This is a genomic window from Acetoanaerobium noterae (genome assembly GCF_900168025.1).
In the GTDB taxonomy this organism is placed as follows: Bacteria; Bacillota; Clostridia; order Peptostreptococcales; family Filifactoraceae; genus Acetoanaerobium; species Acetoanaerobium noterae.
Genome location: NZ_FUYN01000004.1, coordinates 13,818 through 37,650, shown reverse-complemented (window position 1 = coordinate 37,650; position 23,833 = coordinate 13,818). Strand labels below are relative to the sequence as shown.

Sequence of the window (23,833 nt, the reverse complement as noted above, 5' to 3'; positions counted from 1 at the left end):
TATGGAAAAGCAGATATTTAAAAGATCAAAAGGGCTTACAGACGTTTCTTTTTCATTTTGTCCAGGCTGTACCCACGGAATAATAATGAGACTGATTGCTGAGTCATTAGAAGAACTCGATATAATTGAAGAAACTATAGGAGTATCACCAGTTGGATGTGCAGGCTTTTGTCAGAATTTCTTTACCTGTGATTTTGTAGGGGCGGCTCATGGTAGAGCTCAGGCAGTTGGTACAGGAATAAAAAGATCTCTTCCTGATAAAATGGTATTTACATATCAAGGAGATGGAGATATAGCATCAATTGGAACTCAGCATGCAATCCATACGGCTGCTAGAGGAGAAAATATAACTTCGATAATGGTTAACAATGCAATCTATGGTATGACTGGAGGACAAATGGCTCCTACAACCTTAGAAGGGATGAAAACATCTACAAGTCCATTTGGAAGAGATAAAGCTCTAACAGGTTCACCTATAGATCTTCCTAAAATAATTGCAAATCTTGAAGGAGCTGTTTATGTTGCATCCGTTTCTGTAGATTCGCCTAAAAACATAAACATAGCAAAGAAAGCAATTAAAAAAGCCTTCATGGTGCAAAAAGCTGGTCTTGGCTTTGCTTTTGTAAGTGTGTTATCAACTTGCCCTACAAACTGGGGACTTTCTCCAGCGCAGAGTATGCAGTGGCTAAGAGACAATATGATGCCTATTTATGAGCTTGGAGAATTAAAGGTAACTGAGGAGGTAAAAAGCTTATGATGGATAAAGTGATACTTGCTGGATTTGGCGGACAAGGAGTAATGTTCTTAGGAAAACTTCTTGCTTATGCTGGAATGGGATCAGATCTTGAGCTTTGCTGGATTCCTTCTTATGGTCCTGAGATGAGAGGCGGAACAGCAAACTGCTCTGTTATTTTATCTGATGAGGAAATACATTCGCCCGTAATTGATAAAGCAGACGGTGCTATAGTTCTCAATAAGCCTGCTTATGAAAAGTTTTCATCTAGAATAAAGCCAGGTGGAGTTCTTATAGTTAACTCATCGCTTGCGAAAATTGAGAATCCTAGAACTGATATAAAGATTGTAGAAATTCCAGCTACAGAAATTGCAAATGAGCTTGGAAATTCAAGTATAGCAAACATGGTATGCCTTGGAGCCTTAATTCCGAGTCTAAATCTTGTAGATTTGCCTAAAATTGAAAAAGCTATAAAAAAACTTACTAGTAAAAGACCAGAAACTTTTGATTCAAATCTAAATGCAATAAATAAGGGTATTGAGTTTGTAAAATAAATCATAAAAATTGTTTGTTAAATAATATATTAGCAGAATTAATTTTTAACAAAAAACAGCTATATTACAGTGAATTTTCTGACAATAGCAACATAAACACCATGATATATTAATATATTATGGTGTTTTTTTATTTCTCTAAATAAATATTGAATTTACATGCATAAAAAAATCTAATATTTTTTTTAGAATTAATTTAATATTATGTTACTATATTCATTATCTTTATGTTATAATTGGAATTAAGAAAAACCTATCAACTTTGCATATTTATGCAAAATTATTTTTTTAGCAAATTTGTTTAAAAATTAACAAGTGGGGAAAATGGAGGAATGGCTATGGAAAAAACAATTTTATCCATTGAGCAAATGGAAGAGATTAATTCGCTGCTAAAACAAAAAGCTGTTGAGGCAGGAGCAGAAACTTGGCAAGACAGAAAAGAAGCACAAAAAGTTTCATGTAAATTCGGCGAAGAAGGGGTATGCTGCCGTATTTGTTCTATGGGACCATGTAGAATTACACCAAAAGCACCAAGAGGAATCTGTGGAGCAACTGCTGATACTATAGCAGCAAGAAACTTTGCTCGTATGGTTGCTGCTGGAGCTGCTGCTCACTCTGACCATGCAAGAGATATTGCACACGTTTTACATATGTCAAGCGAAAATGGAAGCTATAAAGTAAAAGATAAAGATAAGCTTTATAGACTTGCTGGCGAGTGGGGAGTATCAACAGAAGGAAAAGATTTATATGATGTAGCTCATGAAGTTGCAGAAGTAGCTCTTATGGAATTTGGTAAGCCATTTGGAACATTAAGATTTTTAGACAGAGCTGTTGAACAAAGACAAGAAGTATGGAAAAAAGAAAATGTGGCTCCAAGAGCTATCGATAGAGAGATTGCAACAATAATGCACTCTACTCATATCGGATGTACTGCAGAAGCAGAATCACTAGTAAGAATGGGACTTAGAACTGGAATGTCTGATGGTTGGGGAGGTTCTATGATAGGAACTGAGCTTACTGACATCCTTTTTGGAACACCTACTCCTATCCAAACAGAAAGTAACCTTGGAGTTTTAGAAGAGGATATGGTAAACATAGTTCTTCACGGCCATGACCCATCATTATCAGAAATGATAGTGCTTGCATCTGAAGATGCTGAGCTAGTTGCATATGCTAAAGAAAAAGGCGCTAAAGGAATAAACTTAGCTGGTCTATGCTGTACAGCAAACGAAGTTACAATGAGACATGGAGTTAAAATGGCAGGAAACTTCCTACAACAGGAAAACGCTGTACTTACTGGAGCTGTTGAGGCAGTTATAGTTGACGTACAATGTATCTTCCCAGCTATGGCAGCTCTTGCTGATTGTTTCCATACTAAATTTATAACTACATCACCAAAAGCGAAAATTCCAGGAGCAACTCATATTGAGTTTGATGAGCATCATGCTTTTGATTCAGCAAAAGGTATTGTAAAAGAAGCTATAGATAACTATGCAAATAGAGATAGAGCTAAGGTTTACATTCCAGATTCAAAGCAAACAGCAATGGCTGGATATTCTATTGAAGCAATAATTAAACAGTTAGATTTAGTTACTAACTCTCACGTAGATAAAACAGGTACAGTTAAGCCACTTGCTGATTGTATAGTATCTGGTGTTCTTAGAGGAGCTGTTGGTATTGTCGGATGTAACAATCCTAAGGTTAGACCTGACTATTCACATATAGAAATTATCAAAAACATGATAGCAAATGACGTAATAGTTGTTGCTACAGGATGTGCGGCTCAAGCTGCAGCAAAAGCTGGTCTTCTTGACAAAGAAGCTAGAAATCTTGCAGGACAAGGACTTAGAACTGTTTGCGAGCTTGTTGATATACCACCAGTTCTTCACATGGGTTCATGCGTAGATATAAGTAGAATTATATTACTTGTAAATGCTGTAGCTAAACATCTAAATATGGATATTCCTAAACTTCCAGTTGTAGGTATTGCTCCTGAATGGATGAGTGAAAAAGCTGTTGCTATCGGTAACTATGTTATTACAAGTGGTATTGATACTTTCCTTGGAGTATATCCACAAGTAACTGGCTCAGCTGAAATGGTTGATTTATTAACAAATAGAGTTGAAGATATCGTTGGAGCTAAATTTACAGTTGAAATGGACCCAGCTAAATTATCAGAGCAGGTTCTTGAAAGAATAGAAGCAAAACGTACAGCACTAGGAATATAGAGTTAGGAGAATGACTATGAAAATTGCTATTACTGGAAAAGGCGGAGTTGGAAAAACTACTGTATCATCAATATTAAGTAGATTGTATGCTGATGAAGGGTATAGAGTCTTGGCAGTAGATGCTGATCCCGATGCAAACTTAGCTTTAGCCTTAGGGTTTACCAAAAAAGAAATAGATGAGATAGTGCCTATATCAGAGATAAAGGATTTGATAGCAGAAAGAACTGGAGCTCAAAGCGGGAGCATCGGAAGCTTTTTCAAAATGAATCCTAAAGTTGATGATATACCTGAAAGATATTGTAGGACATTAAATGGAGTATCATTACTTACCATGGGAACAGTTGATACAGGGGGTAGCGGATGTGTTTGTCCTGAGCATGTTCTTTTAAAAAGATTAACATCACATCTAGTGCTGCAAAACAAAGATGTGGTAATCATGGACATGGAAGCAGGAATTGAACATTTAGGCAGAGGTACAGCTTCGGGTGTAGATGCTTTTATTGTAGTTATTGAACCTGGGGTTAGGAGTCTTCAAACTTTTGAAAAAGTAAAAAAACTAGCTAATGATATTGGGGTATCGGAGATAAAGGTAGTAGCAAATAAGATTAGAAATAAAGAAGATGAAGATTTTATCAGAGACAATGTCGGGGACAGCTTACTAGGATTTATCCATTATAGTAAAGATGTTATTGATTCTGATAGAAATAATCAATCTGCGTATGATGCAGACCTAAATCTAAAGGAAGAAATAAAAATTATTAAAAATGCAATTGAGTCCTCAGTTAGAAAAGATTCATAGTATAATAAAATAAAAATCATTTAAGGAGGAGTTCAAATGGGTTTTAAAAGTGATATAGAAATTGCACAGGAAGCAGTGGTGCAAGATATAAGGGAAATAGCTAAGAAATTAAATCTTACAGAAGAAGATTTAGATCTTTATGGAAAATATAAAGCTAAGGTTGATTATAACCTTATGAAAAGAGAAACAGGAAAACAAGCAAAGCTAATTCTTACTACAGCGATTAATCCTACTCCAGCTGGAGAAGGTAAAACTACAACTACTATAGGTGTAGCTGATGGATTGGCAAAGCTTGGAAAAAATACTTTAGTTGCACTTCGTGAGCCATCACTTGGTCCAGTATTTGGAGTTAAGGGAGGAGCTGCTGGAGGAGGATATGCTCAGGTAGTTCCTATGGAAGATATCAACCTTCACTTTACTGGAGACTTCCATGCTATAGGAGCGGCAAACAACCTTCTAGCAACTATGATTGACAACCATATCTATCAAGGAAATGCACTTGATATAGACCCAAGAAGAATAACTTGGAGAAGAGCTATGGACATGAACGATCGTCAGCTAAGATTTATTACTGATGGTCTTGGTGGAAAAGCTAATGGATTCCCTAGAGAAGATGGATTTGATATTACTGTTGCATCTGAAGTTATGGCTGCATTTTGTTTAGCATCAGATATTATGGACCTTAAGGAAAGATTAGGAAGAATTATAATTGGTTACTCTAGAAAAGGTGAGCCAATTACTGCAGCTCAGCTTAATGCTAACGGAGCAATGGCAGCGCTTCTTAAAGACGCTCTTAAGCCTAACCTAGTTCAAACATTAGAAGGTACTCCAGCATTTGTTCATGGTGGACCATTTGCAAATATAGCTCATGGTTGTAACTCAGTAATAGCAACTAAAATGGCTATGCATTTCGCTGATTATGTTGTTACTGAAGCAGGCTTTGGAGCTGACCTTGGAGCTGAAAAATTCCTTGATATCAAATGCAGAATGTCAGGTCTAAAACCAGATGCAGTTATTATAGTAGCTACTGTTAGAGCGCTTAAGTACAATGGCGGAGTTAAAAAAGATCAACTTAACAATGAAAACCTTGAAGCTCTTGAAAATGGACTTCCAAACCTACTAAAACATGTTGAGAACATAACTAAGGTATTTAAATTACCAGCAGTTGTTGCTATTAACAAGTTCCCACTAGACACTGAAGCAGAACTTCAGCTTGTAAAAGATAAGTGTAAAGAATTAGGCGTTAATGTTGCACTTTCTGAAGTTTGGGCTAAAGGTGGAGAAGGTGGAGAAGAATTAGCTAAAGAAGTACTTAGATTAATTGATGAAAATGAAGGCAAATTTGAATTTGCTTACGATGAAAATCAATCAATCAAAGAAAAAATAAATGCAATTGCTACAAAAATTTATGGAGCTGATGGAGTTGATTACACTCCAAATGCTGAAAAACAAATATTAGAAATCGAAAAAATCGGTTATGATAAGCTTCCAATTTGTATGGCTAAAACTCAGTATTCTCTTACTGATGATCAAACAAAATTAGGAAGACCTACAGGATTTAAGATAACTGTTAGAAACATTAAAGTTTCTGCAGGAGCAGGATTCCTTGTAGCCTTAACTGGAGAAATAATGACTATGCCTGGACTTCCTAAAGCACCAGCAGCTGAAAAAATAGATGTTGATAGCACAGGAAAAATAGCAGGATTATTCTAAGGTGGTATGTATGGATATTACTCAAGAAGTACAAATAGAAACTAATCTTTCGAAGTTGTCACTTACAGATTTTGTAGAGATTCTATCATCTAAAGCTCCTGCTCCTGGTGGTGGTGGAGCTGCAGCTCTTACAGCAGCTCAAGGATGTGCATTATCTGCTATGGTTTGTAATCTGACAATTGGAAAGAAAAAATATGCTGAGTTTGAAGAAGACTTAAAAAGAATTTTAGATTCTTCAGTTTCTCTTCAGAGAAGATTCTTAGATATGATTGAAGAAGACAAAATCAACTTCACTCCTCTAGCAAAAGCATATGGCCTTCCAGCTAATACTGATGAAGAAAAAATACAAAAAGCTAAGGTAATGGAAGATGCACTTAAGGAAGCGTGCAAAGTACCAGTTGAAATTGTTGAACGTTCATATGAAGGAATAAAACTTCATTTAGAGCTTATGGATAAAGGCTCAAAGCTTGCAATAAGTGATGTTGGTGTAGGGGTAGAATTTTTAAGAGCCGCTCTTATTAGCGGAAAAATGAATGTTCTAATTAATACCGGCATGATGAAGGATGAAAACTATTCTTTAGAACTTGAAAACAGGGTAAGCGAACTTGTCAAAGAGGGTATTTCTATAGCTGATTCAATTAGCGAAAAAGTAATGAATATGCTATAGAAAAATTACATCTAAGAAGGCAAAGCCTTCTTAGATGTAAAAATAGATAAATAGAGTTTTGAGCTTAGAATTCTGGAGGAGGATAAAAATGATTATTTCTCAGGCAAAACCAAAAGAAGAATTGATGGACTTTATAAGCGATGCACAAAATGTTTTAATTGCAGGATGTAGTTTATGTGCTTCTACATGTAAAGTTGGGGGCGAGGAAGAAATTGCAGCTCTTAAAACTGAGCTAGAGGCAGCAGGGAAAAATGTTCTAGGTACTTTAGTTTTAGATCCAGCTTGTAATCTTTTAAAAACCAGAAAAGATATGAAGGTTTTTAAAGAGCAAATGCCTGAAGTTGATGCAATAGTATCTCTAGCATGTGGAGATGGTACTCAAACATTAGCAAAAGTCGTTTCAAAACCTGTTTACCCAGGAAATAACACAATGTTTATTGGTGAAATAGAAAGAGTTGGACAATATGAGGAAAGCTGCTTGGCATGTGGAGATTGCGAGCTTGGATGGACAGCTGGAATTTGTCCGATAACAAGATGTGCAAAAAGCCTTATGAATGGCCCATGTGGTGGAGCTAAAAACGGAAAATGTGAAGTTAATGCTGAAAATGACTGTGCTTGGATTTTAATTTACAACAAGCTAAAGGATGAAGGCAGATTAAGTAACATCACTGAAAACAGACCACCAAAAGATTTCCAAAAAAATGTTCATCCAAAGAGAATAGAATTAACTAGATAAAATTGGGGGAGGTTATGTAAATGGGTTTACTTAAACAAGCATTTGAAAATGGAGAGTTTGCTGTAACATCTGAAATGGCTCCTCCAAAGGGAATAGATTTTGCTCATCTTAGACATTGTGCTCAGCTAATAAAAGGAAGAGTTCATGCCGCAAACGTAACAGATTTTCAATCAGCTGTTATGAGAGCAACTTCACTTGCAACATGTAAAGTTCTTCAAGAAGAAGGAATTGAGCCTGTAATCCAAATCACTGGAAGAGATAGAAATAGAATAGCAATTCAAGGAGAAATGCTATCAGCTGGATTATTTGGAATCCCAAATATGCTAGCATTGACTGGTGATCATACTGTAGTTGGAGATCATCCAAATGCTAAAGCAGTTTATGATTTAGATGTAATTGGAATTCTTCAAGCTGCTGAGATACTTAAATCTGGAAAAGATATGGCAGGAAATGAACTACAAGGAACACCAGATTTTTTCCTTGGAGCAAGCGTTACTCCTAGATTTGATCCAGTAGATGCTCAGATATTCAAAATGGAAAAGAAAATTGCTGCAGGTGCAAAATTCTTCCAAACTCAAGCAGTTTTTGATATTGAAACAATGAGAGATTTTAGAGAAAAAACTAAGCACATGGATTGCAAAATTATGGCTGGTATTATACCTCTAAAATCACCAGGAATGGCTAAATTCATGAACAGCAATGTACCAGGAATTTTTGTTCCAGATGAGCTTATCGATAGACTTAAAGCAAGTGCTGAAGGAATAGAAGATAAGAAAGAAAAGAACAAAGCTATGGTTATGGAAGGTATTAAAATCTCTGGAGAGTTCATTAAACAACTAAGAGAAGAAGGACTATGTGACGGTGTACATATTATGGCGATTGGCGCTGAAGAAAATGTTCCTCTTATATTAGATGCAGCTGGACTGTAAGGAGGAAATAAAATGAAAATAGTAGTAGTCGGAGCAGGTCCTGGAGGATATGTCGCAGCAATTAAGGCAGCTTTACTTGGAGCAGAAGTAACAGTAATTGAAAAATATAAGCCAGGTGGAACCTGTCTAAATTGGGGATGTATCCCTACTAAGTCACTTCTTGCTGCATCTGAGCGTATAGATATGGTTAAAGAAGCTGAAGATTTTGGTGTAGAAATAGGCTCAGATATCAAGGTTGATTTTAATAAAATAATTGACAGAAAAAACAAGATAGTAACAAATCTTGTAAAAGGTATAGAGCATTTATTTGCACAAAAGAAAATAACTGTAGTAAAAGGTCATGGAAAAATATTATCTTCAACTGAAGTGCTTGTAACTGATGAAGATAATAATACTCAAACAATACCAGCTGATAAAATAATTATAGCAACTGGTTCTGCACCAATAGTTCCACCTATGTTTCCTTATGATAAAACTAAGGTTATAACAAGTGATGAAGCGATGAACCTAACTGAAATTCCAAAATCAATGATTATCGTTGGGGGCGGAGTTATAGGATGTGAGTTTGGTCAATTCTACAGAAAACTTGGTACAGAAATTACTATTGTTGAAATGGCAGATCATTTACTACCATTTGAAGATGATGATGTTGCAAAGCAACTTGCACGTTCATTTAAAAAAGATAAGATAAAAGTCATGACAAGCGATAGTATAACAAAGGTTGAGGTTAATGATAATGGTGTTACTGCTGAACTTGGTAGTGGAAAATCTCTAACTGCAGAGCTTATGATAGTTTCTGTAGGTAGAAGACCATATCTTGACAACCTAGGAGTAGAGGAGCTTGGATTAGCTTCTGAAAGAGGCAAACTGATTGTAGATGAAAATATGATGACAAACGTTGATGGAATATATGCAATCGGAGACGTGATTAATTCACCAATGCTAGCTCATGTAGCTTCAAAAGAAGGATTAGTTGCAGTAGACCATGCAGTTGGCAAAAAATCATCTGTAAATTATGATGCAGTTCCAAGATGCGTATATACAGATCCTGAAGTAGCAGCAGTTGGAAAGACAGAAAGAGAACTTACAGAAAAAGGCATTGCTTATCATGTGGGAAGTTTTGAATTCAGAGGATTAGGGAAAGCTCAAGCAATTGGAAAACTTCAAGGTTCAGTTAAAGTGCTTACAGATGACAACGACGTCATAGTAGGTGCTTCAGTTGTAGGACCACATGCCACAGATTTATTAACAGAGCTAACCTTGGCAGTTCATCTTAAACTTACAGCAGCTCAGGTTGGAGATGTCATCCATCCTCATCCTACACTATCAGAAGCACTTATGGAAGCTCTACATGATGTTCATGGTCAATGTGTTCATAAAGTGTAATAGATAATAGGAGGACAAAACAACATGGGAAAGACTATTGCAGTAGCAGGTAAAGGTGGAACAGGAAAAACATCCTTAACAGGATTGTTAATCAACTATTTAGCAACAGAGAAAAGCGGCAAGGTAATTGCTGTTGATGCTGATGCTAATGCAAATTTAAATGAAGTTCTGGGTGAAAAAATAGATATAACACTTGGAGCTATCAAGGAAGATGTAAATAGAAGAGAACGTGATGGGAATAGTTTTCCAGGGGGAATGACAAAAGCACAGTATATGAAGTACAGGTTAAGCACTGCTATCTCAGAAGGTGATGGATATGACCTACTAGTTATGGGACGTTCTGAAGGTACAGGTTGTTACTGTTATGTCAATGGAATACTAAGAGAACAGCTAGATACGATTTCAAACAGTTATGATTATCTAGTAATAGACAACGAGGCTGGAATGGAACATCTTTCTAGAGGAACATCTAAATCAGTAGATGTACTTCTGCTAGTAAGTGATTGTTCTAGAAGAAGTATACAAGCTGTTGCCAGAATAAGAGATCTTGCATTAGAACTTAAACTCAAAATAGGTGATTTGTATTTAATCGTAAACAAAGCTCCTAATGGTCAGTTAAATGATGGGATAATGGAAGAGATCAACAAATACAACCTTAACCTGCTAGGCGTAGTTCCGATGGATGATAATATTTACGAATATGATTCTAATGGAAAACCATTAGTTGATTTACCAATTGATTCTCCATCAAAGAAGACTTTCCATGAAATTTTATCAAATTTAAATATATGATAACAATAAACCGCAATTTTTAGGGGGCGATTTTAGTGGCATTTAAAACATCAGTACAGAAATATCAAGGTAGAATCGGAGAAGTAACACTTGGAGTGGGAGAAAAAGCAGTAAAAATCGGTGGAGAAAATACACTACCATTTTATAGCTTCGACGGGGAAATAGGAAACAAAACTGCAGTAGGAATGGAAATTATTGACGTTGCTCCAGAAGGATGGCTAGATGAGCTTCAGACAGCTTATAAAGACGTTTATTCTGATACTGCAGCTTGGGCGAAATTTGTTCAAGATACTTATGCACCTGACTTTATTTGCTTAAGATTTGAAGGAGCAGATCCAAATGGAATGGATAGACCAGCTGAGGATTGTGCTGAAATAGCAAAAAAAGTAGCTGATGCTATTGAAATTCCACTTGTTGTAGCAGGAACAAACAACCATGAAAAAGATGCAAAAATATTTGAAAAGGTTGCAGCTGCTACAGATGGAAAAAATGTATTATTAATGGCAGCAACAGAAGATAACTATAAAGCTGTTGGAGCAGCAGGCGGAATGGCTTATAGCCATAAAGTTGGAGCTGAGTCTTCAGTTGATATCAACCTTGCAAAGCAATTAAACATCCTACTTACACAACTAGGTGTTAAACCTGAAAATATAGTGATGCATGTTGGTTGCGCAGCTGTTGGATATGGATTTGAATATGTATCATCAACATTTGATAGAATTAGACTTGCTGCATTTGGACAAAATGATAAAACTCTTCAAATGCCTATAATTACACCTGTTTCTTTTGAAACTTGGAATGTTAAAGAGTCACTAGCTTCTGAGGAAGATGAGCCTCTATGGGGTAGCAGAGAGGATCGTGGAATAGCTCTTGAGGTATCTACGGCATCTGCAGTACTAGTATCTGGAGCTAACGCTATAGTACTTAGACATCCAGAGAGTGTTAAAACTATTAGAACATTAGTTGATCAATTAATATAGAACAATTCAGAGGTTAGGGGGAAATTAAAATGGCATTAACAGGCTTAGATATTTTTAAGTTAACACCAAAGAAAAACTGTAAAGATTGTGGATTCCCAACTTGTTTAGCTTTTTCAATGAAAGTTGCAGCAGGTGGAATAGAAATAGAAAAATGTCCACATATGAGTGAAGAAAATCTTTCAAAACTTTCAGAATCTACTGCGCCTCCAATGAAAGCGCTAACTGTAGGAGCTGGAGCTAATGAGTACAAGCTAGGTGGAGAAACAGTTCTATTTAGACATGAAAAAACTCTTGTTAACAGAAACCGTTTTGCAGTTGCAATAAAAGACACTGATTCTGCTGATGTAGTAAACAGCAAAATAGAAAACATTAAAAAAGTTGATTTTGAAAGAATCGGAGAAAGAATGAAAGCTGAGTTTGCTGCTTTTATCTATACTGGAAATAAAGAGGCTTACATAGCTAATATTAAAGCAGTTTTAGCTTCAGGAGCTGAACTAGCATACATGGTAGTTTGCGAAGATGTAGAAGTTGCTAAAGAAGCATTAGAGCTATTAAAAGACACTAATCCTATTCTTCACGGAGCTACAGCTGCAAACTATGAGCAAATGCTTGATGTAGCTGCTGCTGGAAAATATGCACTTGGCCTTAGAGCTGACTCTTTAGAAGATTTATATGAATTAACTTCAAAAGTTCAATCAAAAGATTATAAAGAGTTACTTCTAGATGCTGGAAGCAAAACAATTAAGGAAGCATATACAAACGCAATTCAAATCAGAAGAACTGCTCTTAAAGATGGAGATAGAACTTTTGGATACCCAAGTATTATATTTGTAAATGATTTAGCTAAAGACAACAAATTCATGGAAATAGCTCTTAGCTCAATATTTACAATTAAATACGGTTCAATTTTAGTTATTGAGGATATGGATTTTGCTAGAGGACATTCTGTATGGGCTCTTAGACAAAATATTTACACTGATCCACAAAGACCAATGCGTGTTGAGCCTAAGGCATACTCTGTAAACAACGCTAATGACGAATCTCCAGTACTTTGTACAGTTGACTTTGCTCTTACTTATTTCATTATTAACGGGGAAATTGAAAAATCTAAGGTTCCTACTTGGTTACTAATTCCAGATGCTGGAGGATATTCAGTTCTTACAGCATGGGCTGCTGGTAAATTCAGTGGATCTATAATCGCTAACTTTGTAAAAGAAAGCGGAGTAGAGCAAAAGACAAAATCAAGAAAACTAATCATTCCAGGAAAAGTTGCTGTACTTAAGGGAGATATAGAGGATTCTCTACCTGGTTGGGAAGTAGTTGTAGGACCAAACGAATCAATGCAACTTCCTAAATTCCTAAAAGATCTTTATCAAAACGCATAAATATAGTGAGGGAGTTATCTCCCTCTTTAAAATAATATGATGGGGGTTATTGTAAATGGATAAATTTATGATTATTGGAGAAAGAATTCACTGTATATCACCTGTAATAAGAAAAGCTATTGAAGAAAAAGATCTTGAGCCAATATTCCACAGAGCTAAAGAGCAAATAGATGCTGGGGCACATTACGTAGATGTTAATATCGGACCTGCTGAAAGAAACGGCGAGGAAGTAATGACTTGGATGGTTCAATCAATTCAGCAAAAATTCAATAATATTCCACTAGCATTAGATACAGTAAACCGTAAAGCTATCGAAGCTGGCTTAAAAGTATATAACAGCGAAAATGGAAAAGCAATAATCAACTCTGCTGATGCAGGACCAAGAATCGAAATGATTGATCTTGCTGGTGAGTATGGATGTATGGTTATCGGTCTTTGTGCTAAAGAAGGTATTCCAAGAGATAACGATGAGCGTATGGCTTATTGTACAGAAATGCTTGAAAGAGCACTAGGAGCAGGTATGGAGCCTACAGATGTACTTTTCGATCCACTAATGCTTGTTATCAAAGGAATGCAAGAAAAACAACAAGAGGTTCTTGAGGCTATCAAAATGATGAGCGATATGGGACTTAAAACTACTGGAGGATTATCAAATATTTCTAATGGAGCTCCAAAGCACATAAGACCTATCCTTGACGCAGTATGGTGCGCTATGGCAATGCAAAACGGATTATCTTCAGCTATTATCAATCCATGTGATGTTAAATTAATGGAAACTATTAAATCAGCTGATATTATCAAAAACAATACTCTTTATGCAGATTCATATTTAGAGTTATAATTTAAAATCATTGAGCATATTTATGGGGTTTTATTTCTAATTAAAGTAGGGGGTAATATAATGACTTTATTTGATATTATTTTTCAAGGAACTTCAGATGCTCTTTCAGCTGCAAAATCCGTAGTTGAGAAAGCAGTTGCTGATAAAGGCAAAGAACATAAAGTTGCATTTCCTGACACAGCTTATTCGCTACCAGTTATCTACGCTGCAACAGGTAAAAAGATATCTAATCTAGGAGAACTTCAAGAAGCAATAGCTATAGTTGAAAGTCTTTTAGTAAAAGAGCAAAGATTAGAAAATGGTTTAAATGCTGGACTTGGAACAGCTTTAGCTGCTGAAATTATAGAAGCAGCAAAATATTCTGTAGAAGAAGCTCCTTACGTTGCGCCTCTTGCAGGACATATAAGTGACCCAATAATCCGTTCTCTAGGAGTACCTCTTGTAACTGGTGATATTCCAGGTGTTGCAGTTGTACTTGGAGAGTGCCCAGATGCTGAAACTGCTGCTAAGGTTATTAAAGATTACCAATCAAAAGGCTTACTTACTTTCCTAGTTGGAAAAGTAATTGATCAAGCTACTGAAGCTAATGTAAAAATGGGCCTTGACCTTAGAGTTATTCCACTAGGCTATGATGTAACTTCAGTTATTCACGTTGTTTCTGTAGCTGTTAGAGCAGCACTTATATTTGGAGGCTTAGAGCCAGGAAATCTTGACGGACTTCTTAAGTACACACTTGAGAGAGTGCCAGCGTTTGTAAATGCTTTTGGACCTCTTTCTGAGTTAGTAGTTTCTGCTGGAGCTGGAGCGATTGCTCTTGGTTTCCCTGTAATTACTGACCAAGATGTAATGGAAGTACCTACTAGATTAATAACTCAAAAAGATTACGATAAATTTGTTGCTACTTCATTAGAGGCTAGAAACATTAAGATTAAAATAACTGAAATTCCAATACCAGTTGCATTCGCAGCAGCTTTCGAAGGTGAAAGAATCAGAAAAGGTGACATGTTCGTTGAATTTGGTGGAGGAAAATCTGAGTCATTTGAGATTGTTCTTATGAAAGATGCTTCTGAGGTTGAAGATCATAAGATAGAAATCATTGGTCCAGATATTGATACAGTTACTGATGTTCCTGGAAGAATGCCACTTGCAGTTATTGTTAAAATAGCTGGAAAAGCAATGCAAACAGACTTTGAACCAGTTCTTGAAAGAAGAATTCACTACTTCATGAACTATATCGAAGGCGTAATGCACGTAGGACAAAGAGATATTACATGGATAAGAATAGGTAAAGAAGCATATGAAAAAGGCTTCAGACTAAACCATATCGGAGAAGTATTATACGCTAAGATGATGGATGAGTTTGATACAGTTGTTGACAAGTGTGAAATCACTATAATAACTGATGAAGAAAAAATCAAAGCATTAAAGGGTGAGATTGCAACTCCTAAATATGAGTCAAGAGACGAAAGACTTGCTTCTCTTACTGATGAATCAGTAGATACTTTCTATAGCTGTAACCTTTGTCAGTCATTTGCACCTGCTCACGTTTGTGTAGTTACTCCTGAAAGACTTGGACTTTGTGGAGCAGTAAGCTGGTTAGATGCTAAGGCTACTAAAGAGCTTGATGCAACAGGACCTTGTCAACCAATACTTAAAGAAGGCGTAATTGATGAGAATAAAGGAATTTGGGAAAAAGTAAATGAAACAGTTTCAGAAATTTCTCAAGGAGCTGTAAATAGCGTAACTTTATATTCAATCATGGAAGATCCTATGACTTCATGCGGATGCTTTGAGTGTATCTGTGGTATAGAGCCTGCATCTAATGGTGTTGTAATAGTAAATAGAGAGTATGGTGGAGTAACTCCAATAGGTATGACATTTGGAGAGCTTGCATCTATGACAGGCGGGGGAGTTCAAACACCAGGCTTCATGGGTCACGGAAGACATTTTATTTCTTCTAAGAAGTTCATGAGAGCTGAAGGCGGAATCCAAAGAATAGTATGGATGCCAAAAGAATTAAAAGAGTATGTTCAAGATAAGCTTAATGCAACTGCAAAAGAGCTTTATGATATTGATAATTTCACAGATATGATCGCAGATGAGACTATTGCTGCTGATGGCGAGGCGTTAATAGATTTCCTTTCTCAAAAAGGACATCCAGCACTTGGCTTAGATCCATTAATGTAAGGAGGAATAAGCATGAATTTTCCAGATAACTTAAAATACTCAGATAAACATCTTTGGGTAGCAGTAGACGGTAATGTTGCAACTATAGGCATTACTGATCATGCTCAATCTCAATTAGGCGAGCTACTATATGTAGAAATGCCTGAAATCGGAGATGAAATTTCTAAGGATGAAGATTTTGGTGTAGCTGAGTCTTCAAAAATTGCATCAGATTTAATAGCACCTATCGATGGAGAAGTACTTGAAATCAATGAAGCATTAGAAGATGAGCCAGAAGCTATAAACGAAGATCCATATGCAAACTGGATTATTAAAGTTAAGATAAGCGATGATAGTCAAGTTGAAGGCTTAATGGATGTTGCTGCTTATAAAGCTGCATTATAATTTAGCTTTCTAAATGAAAAATAATCCCCAAGGATATCCTTGGGGATTTCCTTTAAGGAGGGACGTAAATTGCCAAAAGTCACTTTTTTGCCTTTAAATAAAACGGTAATAGCGACCGAAGGAGACTTATTAATTGAAGTAGCAAGAAAACATGATATTTTCATAGATGCTCCGTGCAATGGAAGTAAGACTTGCGGAAAATGTAAAGTAAGAATATCTTCAGGTGAAGTCGATACACAAAAAAACTTACATATAACTCAAGAAGAAATAGATAATGGTTATGTTTTGTCATGTGATACTAGAATTAAATCTTCAGACATAACTGTAGAGCTAATAAATATTGAGTCTTCAGCTTTAAATAATATGCAAATTCAATCTATTTCAACAGAGCGAGACCAATTGATATTTGAGAATTCAAGAAAACAACTCATAGACAACGATATGGAGTTTGGAACATATGTAAAAAAAGATTATATAGAAATTGGATTGCCAAATCTAGATGATAATATATCTGATTTTGATAGACTAAAAAGAGAAATGAGAACTAAGCTTGGATATTCTCAAGTTTTTATGCGTCTACCAATGCTCAGAAAAATGCCATTTATTTTAAGAAATGGTGATTTTAAAGTTACTGTTACTCATATACCACGGGGAAAAAGAACAACAGTTGTAAATATTGAATTAGGCAACACTTTAGATAGGCTTTTTGGAATAGCCTTAGATATAGGAACTACTTCAGTAGCAGCTTCGTTGGTAGATTTATATTCTGGAAAGTTAATAGGACGTGCATCAGCAGGAAATGCTCAGATGAAATACGGAGCTGATGTAATAAACAGAATAATATATTCAACTAAAAAAGAAGGATTAGATAAATTAAATGAAGCGATAATCAAGGACACTATAAATCCACTTCTTCAAAAAATGTATAAAGAAGCAGATGTTGATATGGAGGAGGTAATAGCTTTTGTTGCCTCGGGAAACACAACTATGACACATTTATTTTTAGGAGTATATCCAGACTTCTTAAGAATGGAGCCATATATTCCAGCTTTCTTAAGAGCACCATTTATTCAGGCAGGACAACTAGGTCTTGAGGTAAATCCCGAGACATTTATATATATAGCACCGAACGTTGCATCTTATGTTGGAGGAGATATTACAGCTGGAGTACTAGCATCTTACATTTGGACAGATTCACAAAATACACTTTTTATAGATTTAGGAACCAACGGAGAAATTGTTTTTGGAAATCAAGATTTTCTTATGACATGTGCATGCTCAGCTGGACCAGCTTTTGAAGGCGGCGAAATATCTTCTGGAATGAGAGCAGCTCCAGGTGCAATTGAAGAAGTTAAAATTAATGATTTATTTTCAGCTCCTATCATAAAAATAATTGGAGAAAAATCACCTAAGGGAATCTGTGGATCAGGTATAATTGATTTAATTGCAGAGATGTTTAAAAATAAAATTATTGATAGAAGAGGAAAGTTGATAAAAGATAACGGAAATCCTAGAATAAAAGTAGACGAGCATGGAATTGGAAGCTACATTGTTGCTTCAAAAGAAGAGTGGCCAGATATCAATGAGGATGTATGTATAACAGAAGTGGATTTAGATAACTTTATAAGAGCTAAAGGGGCTGTATATAGTGGTGCTGCGACACTTATTTCAAGCTTAGGCATGAGCTTTAGTGAACTAGATAGAGTTATGATTGCCGGGGGAATTGGAAACAGCTTGGATATTGAAAATTCTATTATAATAGGATTGCTCCCAGATATACCTAGAGATAAATTTTCATATATTGGAAACAGCTCTTTAATCGGGTCTTATTTAACTTTGATGAGTGAAGATGCTAGAAAAAAAATGGAGTGCATTGCATCACAAATGACCTATATAGAACTTTCGGTGTATCCTTCATATATGGATGAGTTTGTATCAGCTTGCTTCTTGCCTCATACAAATACAGATGATTTTCCAAGTCTTTCAAGTCTTCTTGGCTAAAAAGAAAATCATTGAAATGTGCTTATTCAACGGTTCATATATGTTATAATTAGGTTTGAAATATAAAGCATTGTATGACACTGATGTAAAACTAAGGAGGATAAAGTTATGTGTGAATCACAAGCATATTTATTAACTGCAGAAGGTGAAAAAAAAATAATGGATAATGTAGTTTTTGTTAAACCCGAAAACGGTAAGGTATATCTAGAGGATTTACTTGGAGAGCAAAAAATTGTTGAAGGCACTATAAAAGAGATGAAGCTTATTGCTCATAAAATAATCATAGAAAGCAATTAGGTGACATTATGATAATAGCTGTTATTGACGGGATGGGTGGAGGCATTGGCTCTCAAGTAGTTCACGCTCTTAGAGATGAACTGCCATCGAGTATAGATATATATGCACTAGGCACAAATGCAATCGCAACCTCTGCAATGATGAAGCAAAAGGCAAATAAGGGTGCTACTGGAGAAAATGCTATTAGAGTTTCTAGTAAAAACGCTAATATTATTATTTGTCCATTTTCTTTACTTATTCCTGATAGCATGATGGGAGAAGTAACTTTATCAATATCAGAATCAATTACTCAAAGTGATGCTTATAAGATTATATTGCCAATACTTCCTGAAAATTACTCTGTAATTGGACTTGAGGCAAAACCACTACTTTTAATGATTAAAGACGCCATCGATATTATAAAAAAAGAGTTTTCAATAAAATAAATCGAATCCTTTAGGAGGTCACAGCCATGAAAGCAAAATATTCAAGTCAAAAACCACATAATCACCATGATTCATCAAATCATATCCATGAGCATGACCATGGAGATGGACATATTCATACTCATGAGCACCATCATGATCATCCTCACAACCATGAGCATGATTTAGAAGGAATAAGTAAAGAAGAGAAAACTCTCAGAATTCTTCTTGCTCACTGGGTAGATCATAATAATAGCCATCAAGATGGATTCAAGGAATGGGTAGATAAAGCAAATGAAATGCAAAAGCATGAAACAGCAACCTATATTCAAAAAGCAATAGAATTTATGGATAAGGCAAACGAAATGCTATTAGAAGCAAAAAAATCTTTATAGATATTTTATAAAACTTAATGCTGATATTTAACATAATTTAGTAATATATTCTCATTTTAGAATAATAATTTATTTTTACGCTAATTAATGCCGACTAAGTTATTATGTGATTATTAATAAACTTAGTCGGCTTTTTAAACTTTCTCAAGCTTAATCTTGCTTTCTTAATTTATTTGAAATCTGCTCAAGTGAATCAGCTATTTCTGATAAAGTGTGCTTAGTTTTTTCGAGGGTATTATCTTTAAAGGATTTTGTTTTAGCAGTTGTATTATCAACATGGTCATAAGCTTTTTCGTAAACATCTTCCGCGGTATTTTCTAAATTTTTCAGTATTTTATCAGCTTTTTTTGAAAATTTCTTTTTTGATTTTTTATAGGACTTAGAAAGATCCTTTTTATATTTGTCTATAGGTTTTTCATTTCTTTTTTTAAAAAATAATGTGAGCAAAGTAGCACTTGCAATTACATCCACAATTACCCAACCAAAAAAGATTTTTTTCCAATCTATTTCATATTTTTCCTCGGTATCATTTCTGAATAAATCATAGTCTGGTCTGGATTTCATCATTCTTTTGTTATATTTCATTATAGTACACCTCCATTAAATTATAAGTAACTCACATATTTTATCTACCCGATAATAGAGGGTTTAAGCATTAAAAAAGCTATTTAGTGCATAAAAAATACCGTCCTCAAATAAGCTTTTATCGATAAAAATAGGAATATTTTTTCCAAATAAATTTAAATATACCACTTCTTGATTGTTTTCGTTTTGTCCTGTCATTACCAGTAATGTCATTCTAAGCATTTTACCATAGGATATTACACTATCTCCATTATCACTAAAAATGTTCATACTAGGAATAGGCTCCTCTGATGAGAAAATAAATTCTATTTTGTTTTTATTTATTTTATAATCGTACAAATGAAGATAAAAATCTCCGTAATTTGAACTTATTTTTCGACTTCTTTTCTTTGACTCATTATTAATCTTATTTTCAAGCAAAATTAAATGCTTAACATCTTCATAATTATGAATCAGTATTTTTTCTTTTAAACTATCATTCTTTGTTTTTTGATATAATTTATACATATCAACTGATTCTTTGCCTGAAATTGTATCTTGCCTTTCTATTGAAAAAAATTTTTCTACAGTTTTGAGTTTTAAGTTTTCAAAATTCCATAATTTTTTTAAAGGTCTGAGGTAGGATAATATATCAATAGATTCCATATTATCAAGTATGGGTTCATTAATAGATAAGTTACTTATTCTTTTTTTTAAAAATGGCAAATCAAAGGTATTTCCATTAAAGTTGATGCATCTTTTCATAGAAGCAATATCCTCAAGGAAATATAAAATAATACTCTTTTCATCTTTAATGTCTTCAGAAAAGTATTGTCTTATTAATATTTCATTATCGGAATAATAAAAAGCTGCACAAATCAATATAATGCTATCATACTTAGAATTCAATCCGGTAGTTTCAATGTCAAAATAAAAAGATTTCTTTGAAATCTTGTATTCATCATTTTTTAATAAAAAATAATCTTTTATTAGCATAAGTCCTCCTAACAAATTACGTTCAAACAACTGAACAAAACCTATACTTTTGATTCAAAGGATGTGATTGATATGGATTTTGAACAAAAAGAAGCTATATATCATAGTAGTGGACCAGCTCTTGTAATAGCAGGTCCGGGATGTGGAAAAACTAGTGTAATTACAGAAAGAATCTATAATATGGTTAATGTTTTGAATATAGACCCTAAGAGCATTGTAGCACTTAGCTTTACTAGATATTCCTCGAGTGAACTAAAGCAAAGAACAATAATAAAAGATTCTTGCTTAGGCAGTGTATTTTTTGGAACAATTCATAGCTTTTTCTTAAGTATTTTAAAAGATTACTTTTCATACCCTAAAGATTCAGTTATAGGCAATGAAGAAAAAAATAACCTCATAATAAATATCATATCTAACATTATATCCTCTAATTATATACCAAATGAAGCTCTAGATATTATATCTTCAAAAATATCAGAAATTAAGAATTCAAATTATGATTTTGATAATAGGAATGCTAAAATAAATTTTGAAAATGACTTTATTAAAACAATATATATTAAGTATAATAGCTGGCTAGAGGATAATAATAAACTAGATTTTGATGATATTCTAAGCAAAACTCACCATCTGGTAAAATCTAATCCTCATATATTAAATTTAATTAGAAAAAGATACATGTATTTTATAATTGATGAGTTTCAAGATATTAACAAAGTTCAGTTTGATACAATAAGATTATTCTTATCCTCAGATGAAAATTTATTTGTTGTAGGAGATGAAGACCAATCTATTTATGGTTTTAGGGGTGCTAGTCCTGTATTTATGGTAAATTTTACAAATTATTTTAAAAATGCAAAGATATATCCAATAATAAAAAGCTATAGGTGTCCTCCTGAAATTCTAAATGTTGCTAATGAACTAATATCAAAAAATAAATCTAGAACTAGCAAAATAATAGAATCAGGAAAAAATAATCAGGGATTTGTTAGGATTATAAAATATACCGATGTAATCGAGCAAGCTAAGAATATTGCAAATGAAATTAAGCAGTCTAAAAGTACTAGCAACATGATTATTTCTCGTACTAATTTTGAAATATTGCCTTTCATAAAATCAATGAGAGATTATAATATAAAGTTTAAGATAAAGGATAAAGAGTTCAATTTCTTTTCTAATTTTATATTTAAAGATATAATGTCATATTTAAAATTATCTCAAAACTATTCATTAGATCAAATAAATAGAATTAGAAATAAACCTGACAGAGGTCTAAACTATATTCATAACGAGGATGACTTTAGATGCATATCTGTATCAAAAATTAAAAAAACAATAAAACTAAATGTACTTAAGAATCAAATCTCAAATTTAAAAAACCTTAGCTTCATCGATGCAGTAGATTGTATAAGAACTACTTTAGGCTACGATAACTACTTAATAAGCTACTCAAAAAAGTACGGTATAGATATTGAATATCTTTATGAGTTCTTTGAAGTTTTTTATACTTTAGTTGATAATAAAACTAGCATCAAAGATGGGATTAATATGCTTGAAAAAGAATATAAAAGTCAAATTATATCCTCTTTGAACAATTCTATTTCATCTTGTGACGTTTTATTAGTCACAGCACATGCTAGCAAAGGACTGGAAGCAGATAATATATTTTGGGTATCTGTAAATGAAGGCCAGTTCCCCCATATTCGTGCCAATGATATTGAAGAAGAAAGACGACTAGCTTACGTTGCTATATCAAGAACTAAAAAAAATTTATATATAAGCTATTTATCCATGAACAAAAGAAAAATAGCTTTTCCTAGCGAATTTTTGCTTGATGTCCAAAAGTGCATCAACAAAAATATTATGCTATAATTATAAGTCTAGATTGATTAACAACGGGTTTAATATATTTTGACTTAATATTATATGATATTTTATAGGAGTGAGCTTGATGTTAGATGAAAATAAATTTACTAAATTGCTTGGAATTTCTGTTATAGTAATAGCCATTGTTTTAGGTGGAGCATATCTACTTTATTACAATAGCTTTGGAGAATTAAAAAAAGAAACAAATCAATCCTCTATGAAATCAGATTTCTCGCCTATTGAGCCTTTTATAGCCTATTCAACCTTAAAGCCAAATCTAATCGATTTATTTGGTGAAGGAAGCCAAGGAGAAGGGGTGAGCGATGATACAAAGTATATTGACTATAAACAAAAATGGTTTTCTATCGAAGCTGATACAAGATATTACTATGGTAAGCAAAAAAGGGTATATAAAACAGTATTGACATATAATCAAAATGATAAGGATAAACTTTATGCTGAGATGAATAAGTGGCTTGGAAAGCCTCTTTCTGATAGTTTTACAGACTCTGACGAGAAAAAGCCTAGAGCATTTTGGATTAAAGATTCAGTAAGCTATGAGCTTACAACTAGTGGTGATAAATTAATGGTTGAAGCTAGGCTTGCTTACTATGATAACCCAAATAATTATGAAATGGGTGATAGACCAACAGTGATTCAAAGAATTAGCTCAGATGTAACAGGTGATGGTGAGAGCGATTCTATTTTACTTATAGGAAGCAAATCAAATTATACGGATACTACATATAACAAACTATTCATATTAATAGGAAATAGCCAAGGAGCATACTACACTGGATTTCCGAAAGATATGGATGGAGGAAGTAATCCACAGCTAAAAATTTCAGATGTAGATGCTGATGGTGATAATGATATATTAGTGGAGTCAGATTTATTCTATATAAAAAGCTTTAATGGATTCGCATATAAGGATAATAAGATTGTAAATATATACTCTTCAGAGAACGAACCAGAAAAAAATAACTAGAATTAAAA

At 34.1% G+C, this 23,833-nt stretch carries 23 protein-coding genes; 21 read left to right on the top strand and 2 right to left on the bottom strand.

The features are described from left to right. The first annotated feature begins 1 nt into the window (after position 1). From B5X47_RS08685 to B5X47_RS08595, 19 genes are all read left to right on the top strand, one after another. On the top strand, positions 2-757 hold the full coding sequence (locus tag B5X47_RS08685) for a thiamine pyrophosphate-dependent enzyme (RefSeq protein WP_079589766.1): 756 nt from the start codon (positions 2-4) through the stop codon (positions 755-757). Continuing rightward, positions 754-1,287, top strand: a complete 534-nt coding sequence (locus tag B5X47_RS08680; protein ID WP_242951034.1) for a 2-oxoacid:acceptor oxidoreductase family protein — start codon at positions 754-756, stop codon at positions 1,285-1,287. The genes B5X47_RS08685 and B5X47_RS08680 overlap by 4 nt, the downstream gene beginning before the upstream one ends. Before the next feature lie 338 nt (positions 1,288-1,625). Then, positions 1,626-3,515: an anaerobic carbon-monoxide dehydrogenase catalytic subunit gene (cooS, locus tag B5X47_RS08675; RefSeq protein WP_079589765.1), complete on the top strand. Its 1,890-nt coding sequence runs from the start codon at positions 1,626-1,628 to the stop codon at positions 3,513-3,515. A 16-nt stretch (positions 3,516-3,531) separates the two neighbouring features. Continuing rightward, the gene (locus B5X47_RS08670) at positions 3,532-4,314 is read left to right on the top strand and encodes an ATP-binding protein (protein ID WP_143215798.1); all 783 of its coding nucleotides are present in this window, start codon (positions 3,532-3,534) and stop codon (positions 4,312-4,314) included. A gap of 36 nt (positions 4,315-4,350) precedes the next feature. Next, positions 4,351-6,027, top strand: coding sequence for a formate--tetrahydrofolate ligase (locus tag B5X47_RS08665; RefSeq protein ID WP_079589763.1), 1,677 nt, complete (start codon positions 4,351-4,353; stop codon positions 6,025-6,027). 10 nt (positions 6,028-6,037) lie between these two features. After that, positions 6,038-6,694, top strand: a complete 657-nt coding sequence (locus B5X47_RS08660) for a cyclodeaminase/cyclohydrolase family protein (RefSeq protein WP_079589762.1) — start codon at positions 6,038-6,040, stop codon at positions 6,692-6,694. Positions 6,695-6,782: 88 nt separating this feature from the next. Then, entirely contained in the window at positions 6,783-7,430 is a 648-nt protein-coding gene (locus B5X47_RS08655; RefSeq protein ID WP_079589761.1) for a methylenetetrahydrofolate reductase C-terminal domain-containing protein, read from the top strand. A gap of 20 nt (positions 7,431-7,450) precedes the next feature. Continuing rightward, positions 7,451-8,359: a methylenetetrahydrofolate reductase gene (locus tag B5X47_RS08650; RefSeq protein ID WP_013361378.1), complete on the top strand. Its 909-nt coding sequence runs from the start codon at positions 7,451-7,453 to the stop codon at positions 8,357-8,359. 12 nt (positions 8,360-8,371) lie between these two features. Then, positions 8,372-9,745 (top strand): dihydrolipoyl dehydrogenase, encoded by a 1,374-nt coding sequence (gene lpdA, locus B5X47_RS08645; protein ID WP_079589760.1) that lies wholly within the window; start codon positions 8,372-8,374, stop codon positions 9,743-9,745. Positions 9,746-9,769: 24 nt separating this feature from the next. Then, the gene (locus tag B5X47_RS08640; RefSeq protein WP_013361380.1) at positions 9,770-10,537 is read left to right on the top strand and encodes an ATP-binding protein; all 768 of its coding nucleotides are present in this window, start codon (positions 9,770-9,772) and stop codon (positions 10,535-10,537) included. A gap of 35 nt (positions 10,538-10,572) precedes the next feature. Beyond that, complete coding sequence (acsD, locus tag B5X47_RS08635; protein WP_013361381.1) at positions 10,573-11,517, top strand: acetyl-CoA decarbonylase/synthase complex subunit delta; 945 nt, start codon at positions 10,573-10,575, stop codon at positions 11,515-11,517. A gap of 29 nt (positions 11,518-11,546) precedes the next feature. After that, complete coding sequence (acsC, locus tag B5X47_RS08630) at positions 11,547-12,902, top strand: acetyl-CoA decarbonylase/synthase complex subunit gamma (protein ID WP_079589759.1); 1,356 nt, start codon at positions 11,547-11,549, stop codon at positions 12,900-12,902. Between the two features lie 55 nt (positions 12,903-12,957). Continuing rightward, on the top strand, positions 12,958-13,743 hold the full coding sequence (gene acsE, locus B5X47_RS08625; protein ID WP_079589758.1) for a carbon monoxide dehydrogenase/acetyl-CoA synthase methytransferase subunit: 786 nt from the start codon (positions 12,958-12,960) through the stop codon (positions 13,741-13,743). A gap of 60 nt (positions 13,744-13,803) precedes the next feature. Further along, the gene (gene acsB / locus B5X47_RS08620) at positions 13,804-15,930 is read left to right on the top strand and encodes an acetyl-CoA decarbonylase/synthase complex subunit alpha/beta (RefSeq protein WP_079589757.1); all 2,127 of its coding nucleotides are present in this window, start codon (positions 13,804-13,806) and stop codon (positions 15,928-15,930) included. Between the two features lie 12 nt (positions 15,931-15,942). Beyond that, a complete protein-coding gene (gene gcvH, locus B5X47_RS08615; RefSeq protein ID WP_079589756.1) occupies positions 15,943-16,314 on the top strand; it encodes a glycine cleavage system protein GcvH in 372 nt (123 codons plus the stop codon). 69 nt (positions 16,315-16,383) lie between these two features. Beyond that, the gene (gene acsV, locus B5X47_RS08610) at positions 16,384-18,315 is read left to right on the top strand and encodes a corrinoid activation/regeneration protein AcsV (protein WP_079589755.1); all 1,932 of its coding nucleotides are present in this window, start codon (positions 16,384-16,386) and stop codon (positions 18,313-18,315) included. A gap of 108 nt (positions 18,316-18,423) precedes the next feature. Continuing rightward, positions 18,424-18,612: a CooT family nickel-binding protein gene (locus tag B5X47_RS08605; RefSeq protein ID WP_013361387.1), complete on the top strand. Its 189-nt coding sequence runs from the start codon at positions 18,424-18,426 to the stop codon at positions 18,610-18,612. Positions 18,613-18,620: 8 nt separating this feature from the next. After that, positions 18,621-19,037 carry a DUF3842 family protein gene (locus B5X47_RS08600; RefSeq protein WP_013361388.1) on the top strand — a complete coding sequence of 139 codons (417 nt, stop codon included), beginning with the start codon at positions 18,621-18,623 and terminating at the stop codon, positions 19,035-19,037. A gap of 26 nt (positions 19,038-19,063) precedes the next feature. Continuing rightward, positions 19,064-19,411 (top strand): DUF8180 domain-containing protein, encoded by a 348-nt coding sequence (locus B5X47_RS08595; protein ID WP_013361389.1) that lies wholly within the window; start codon positions 19,064-19,066, stop codon positions 19,409-19,411. A gap of 150 nt (positions 19,412-19,561) precedes the next feature. Here B5X47_RS08595 and B5X47_RS08590 read toward each other — a convergent pair whose 3' ends face one another. Both B5X47_RS08590 and B5X47_RS08585 read right to left on the bottom strand, forming a co-directional pair. Further along, positions 19,562-19,996: a hypothetical protein gene (locus tag B5X47_RS08590; RefSeq protein ID WP_013361390.1), complete on the bottom strand. Its 435-nt coding sequence runs from the start codon at positions 19,994-19,996 to the stop codon at positions 19,562-19,564. 63 nt (positions 19,997-20,059) lie between these two features. Next, complete coding sequence (locus tag B5X47_RS08585; RefSeq protein ID WP_079589754.1) at positions 20,060-20,971, bottom strand: ribonuclease H-like domain-containing protein; 912 nt, start codon at positions 20,969-20,971, stop codon at positions 20,060-20,062. Between the two features lie 72 nt (positions 20,972-21,043). On the opposite strand from B5X47_RS08585, the gene B5X47_RS08580 reads away from it, so the two are divergent. Beyond that, the gene (locus tag B5X47_RS08580) at positions 21,044-22,843 is read left to right on the top strand and encodes an ATP-dependent helicase (RefSeq protein ID WP_079589753.1); all 1,800 of its coding nucleotides are present in this window, start codon (positions 21,044-21,046) and stop codon (positions 22,841-22,843) included. Positions 22,844-22,922: 79 nt separating this feature from the next. After that, a complete protein-coding gene (locus B5X47_RS08575) occupies positions 22,923-23,825 on the top strand; it encodes a hypothetical protein (RefSeq protein WP_079589752.1) in 903 nt (300 codons plus the stop codon). Positions 23,826-23,833: the final 8 nt, after the last annotated feature.

Excerpts from the sequence above, each read along its gene's own strand:
- B5X47_RS08685 (WP_079589766.1), top strand. The coding sequence starts at position 2 with ATGGAAAAGCAGATATTTAAAAGATCAAAAGGGCTTACAGACGTTTCT.
- B5X47_RS08680 (WP_242951034.1), top strand. The coding sequence starts at position 754 with ATGATGGATAAAGTGATACTTGCTGGATTTGGCGGACAAGGAGTAATG.
- cooS (WP_079589765.1), top strand. The coding sequence starts at position 1,626 with ATGGAAAAAACAATTTTATCCATTGAGCAAATGGAAGAGATTAATTCG.
- B5X47_RS08670 (WP_143215798.1), top strand. The coding sequence starts at position 3,532 with ATGAAAATTGCTATTACTGGAAAAGGCGGAGTTGGAAAAACTACTGTA.
- B5X47_RS08665 (WP_079589763.1), top strand. The coding sequence starts at position 4,351 with ATGGGTTTTAAAAGTGATATAGAAATTGCACAGGAAGCAGTGGTGCAA.
- B5X47_RS08660 (WP_079589762.1), top strand. The coding sequence starts at position 6,038 with ATGGATATTACTCAAGAAGTACAAATAGAAACTAATCTTTCGAAGTTG.
- B5X47_RS08655 (WP_079589761.1), top strand. The coding sequence starts at position 6,783 with ATGATTATTTCTCAGGCAAAACCAAAAGAAGAATTGATGGACTTTATA.
- B5X47_RS08650 (WP_013361378.1), top strand. The coding sequence starts at position 7,451 with ATGGGTTTACTTAAACAAGCATTTGAAAATGGAGAGTTTGCTGTAACA.
- lpdA (WP_079589760.1), top strand. The coding sequence starts at position 8,372 with ATGAAAATAGTAGTAGTCGGAGCAGGTCCTGGAGGATATGTCGCAGCA.
- B5X47_RS08640 (WP_013361380.1), top strand. The coding sequence starts at position 9,770 with ATGGGAAAGACTATTGCAGTAGCAGGTAAAGGTGGAACAGGAAAAACA.
- acsC (WP_079589759.1), top strand. The coding sequence starts at position 11,547 with ATGGCATTAACAGGCTTAGATATTTTTAAGTTAACACCAAAGAAAAAC.
- acsE (WP_079589758.1), top strand. The coding sequence starts at position 12,958 with ATGGATAAATTTATGATTATTGGAGAAAGAATTCACTGTATATCACCT.
- acsB (WP_079589757.1), top strand. The coding sequence starts at position 13,804 with ATGACTTTATTTGATATTATTTTTCAAGGAACTTCAGATGCTCTTTCA.
- gcvH (WP_079589756.1), top strand. The coding sequence starts at position 15,943 with ATGAATTTTCCAGATAACTTAAAATACTCAGATAAACATCTTTGGGTA.
- B5X47_RS08605 (WP_013361387.1), top strand. The coding sequence starts at position 18,424 with ATGTGTGAATCACAAGCATATTTATTAACTGCAGAAGGTGAAAAAAAA.
- B5X47_RS08600 (WP_013361388.1), top strand. The coding sequence starts at position 18,621 with ATGATAATAGCTGTTATTGACGGGATGGGTGGAGGCATTGGCTCTCAA.
- B5X47_RS08595 (WP_013361389.1), top strand. The coding sequence starts at position 19,064 with ATGAAAGCAAAATATTCAAGTCAAAAACCACATAATCACCATGATTCA.
- B5X47_RS08590 (WP_013361390.1), bottom strand. The coding sequence starts at position 19,996 with ATGAAATATAACAAAAGAATGATGAAATCCAGACCAGACTATGATTTA.
- B5X47_RS08585 (WP_079589754.1), bottom strand. The coding sequence starts at position 20,971 with ATGCTAATAAAAGATTATTTTTTATTAAAAAATGATGAATACAAGATT.
- B5X47_RS08580 (WP_079589753.1), top strand. The coding sequence starts at position 21,044 with ATGGATTTTGAACAAAAAGAAGCTATATATCATAGTAGTGGACCAGCT.
- B5X47_RS08575 (WP_079589752.1), top strand. The coding sequence starts at position 22,923 with ATGTTAGATGAAAATAAATTTACTAAATTGCTTGGAATTTCTGTTATA.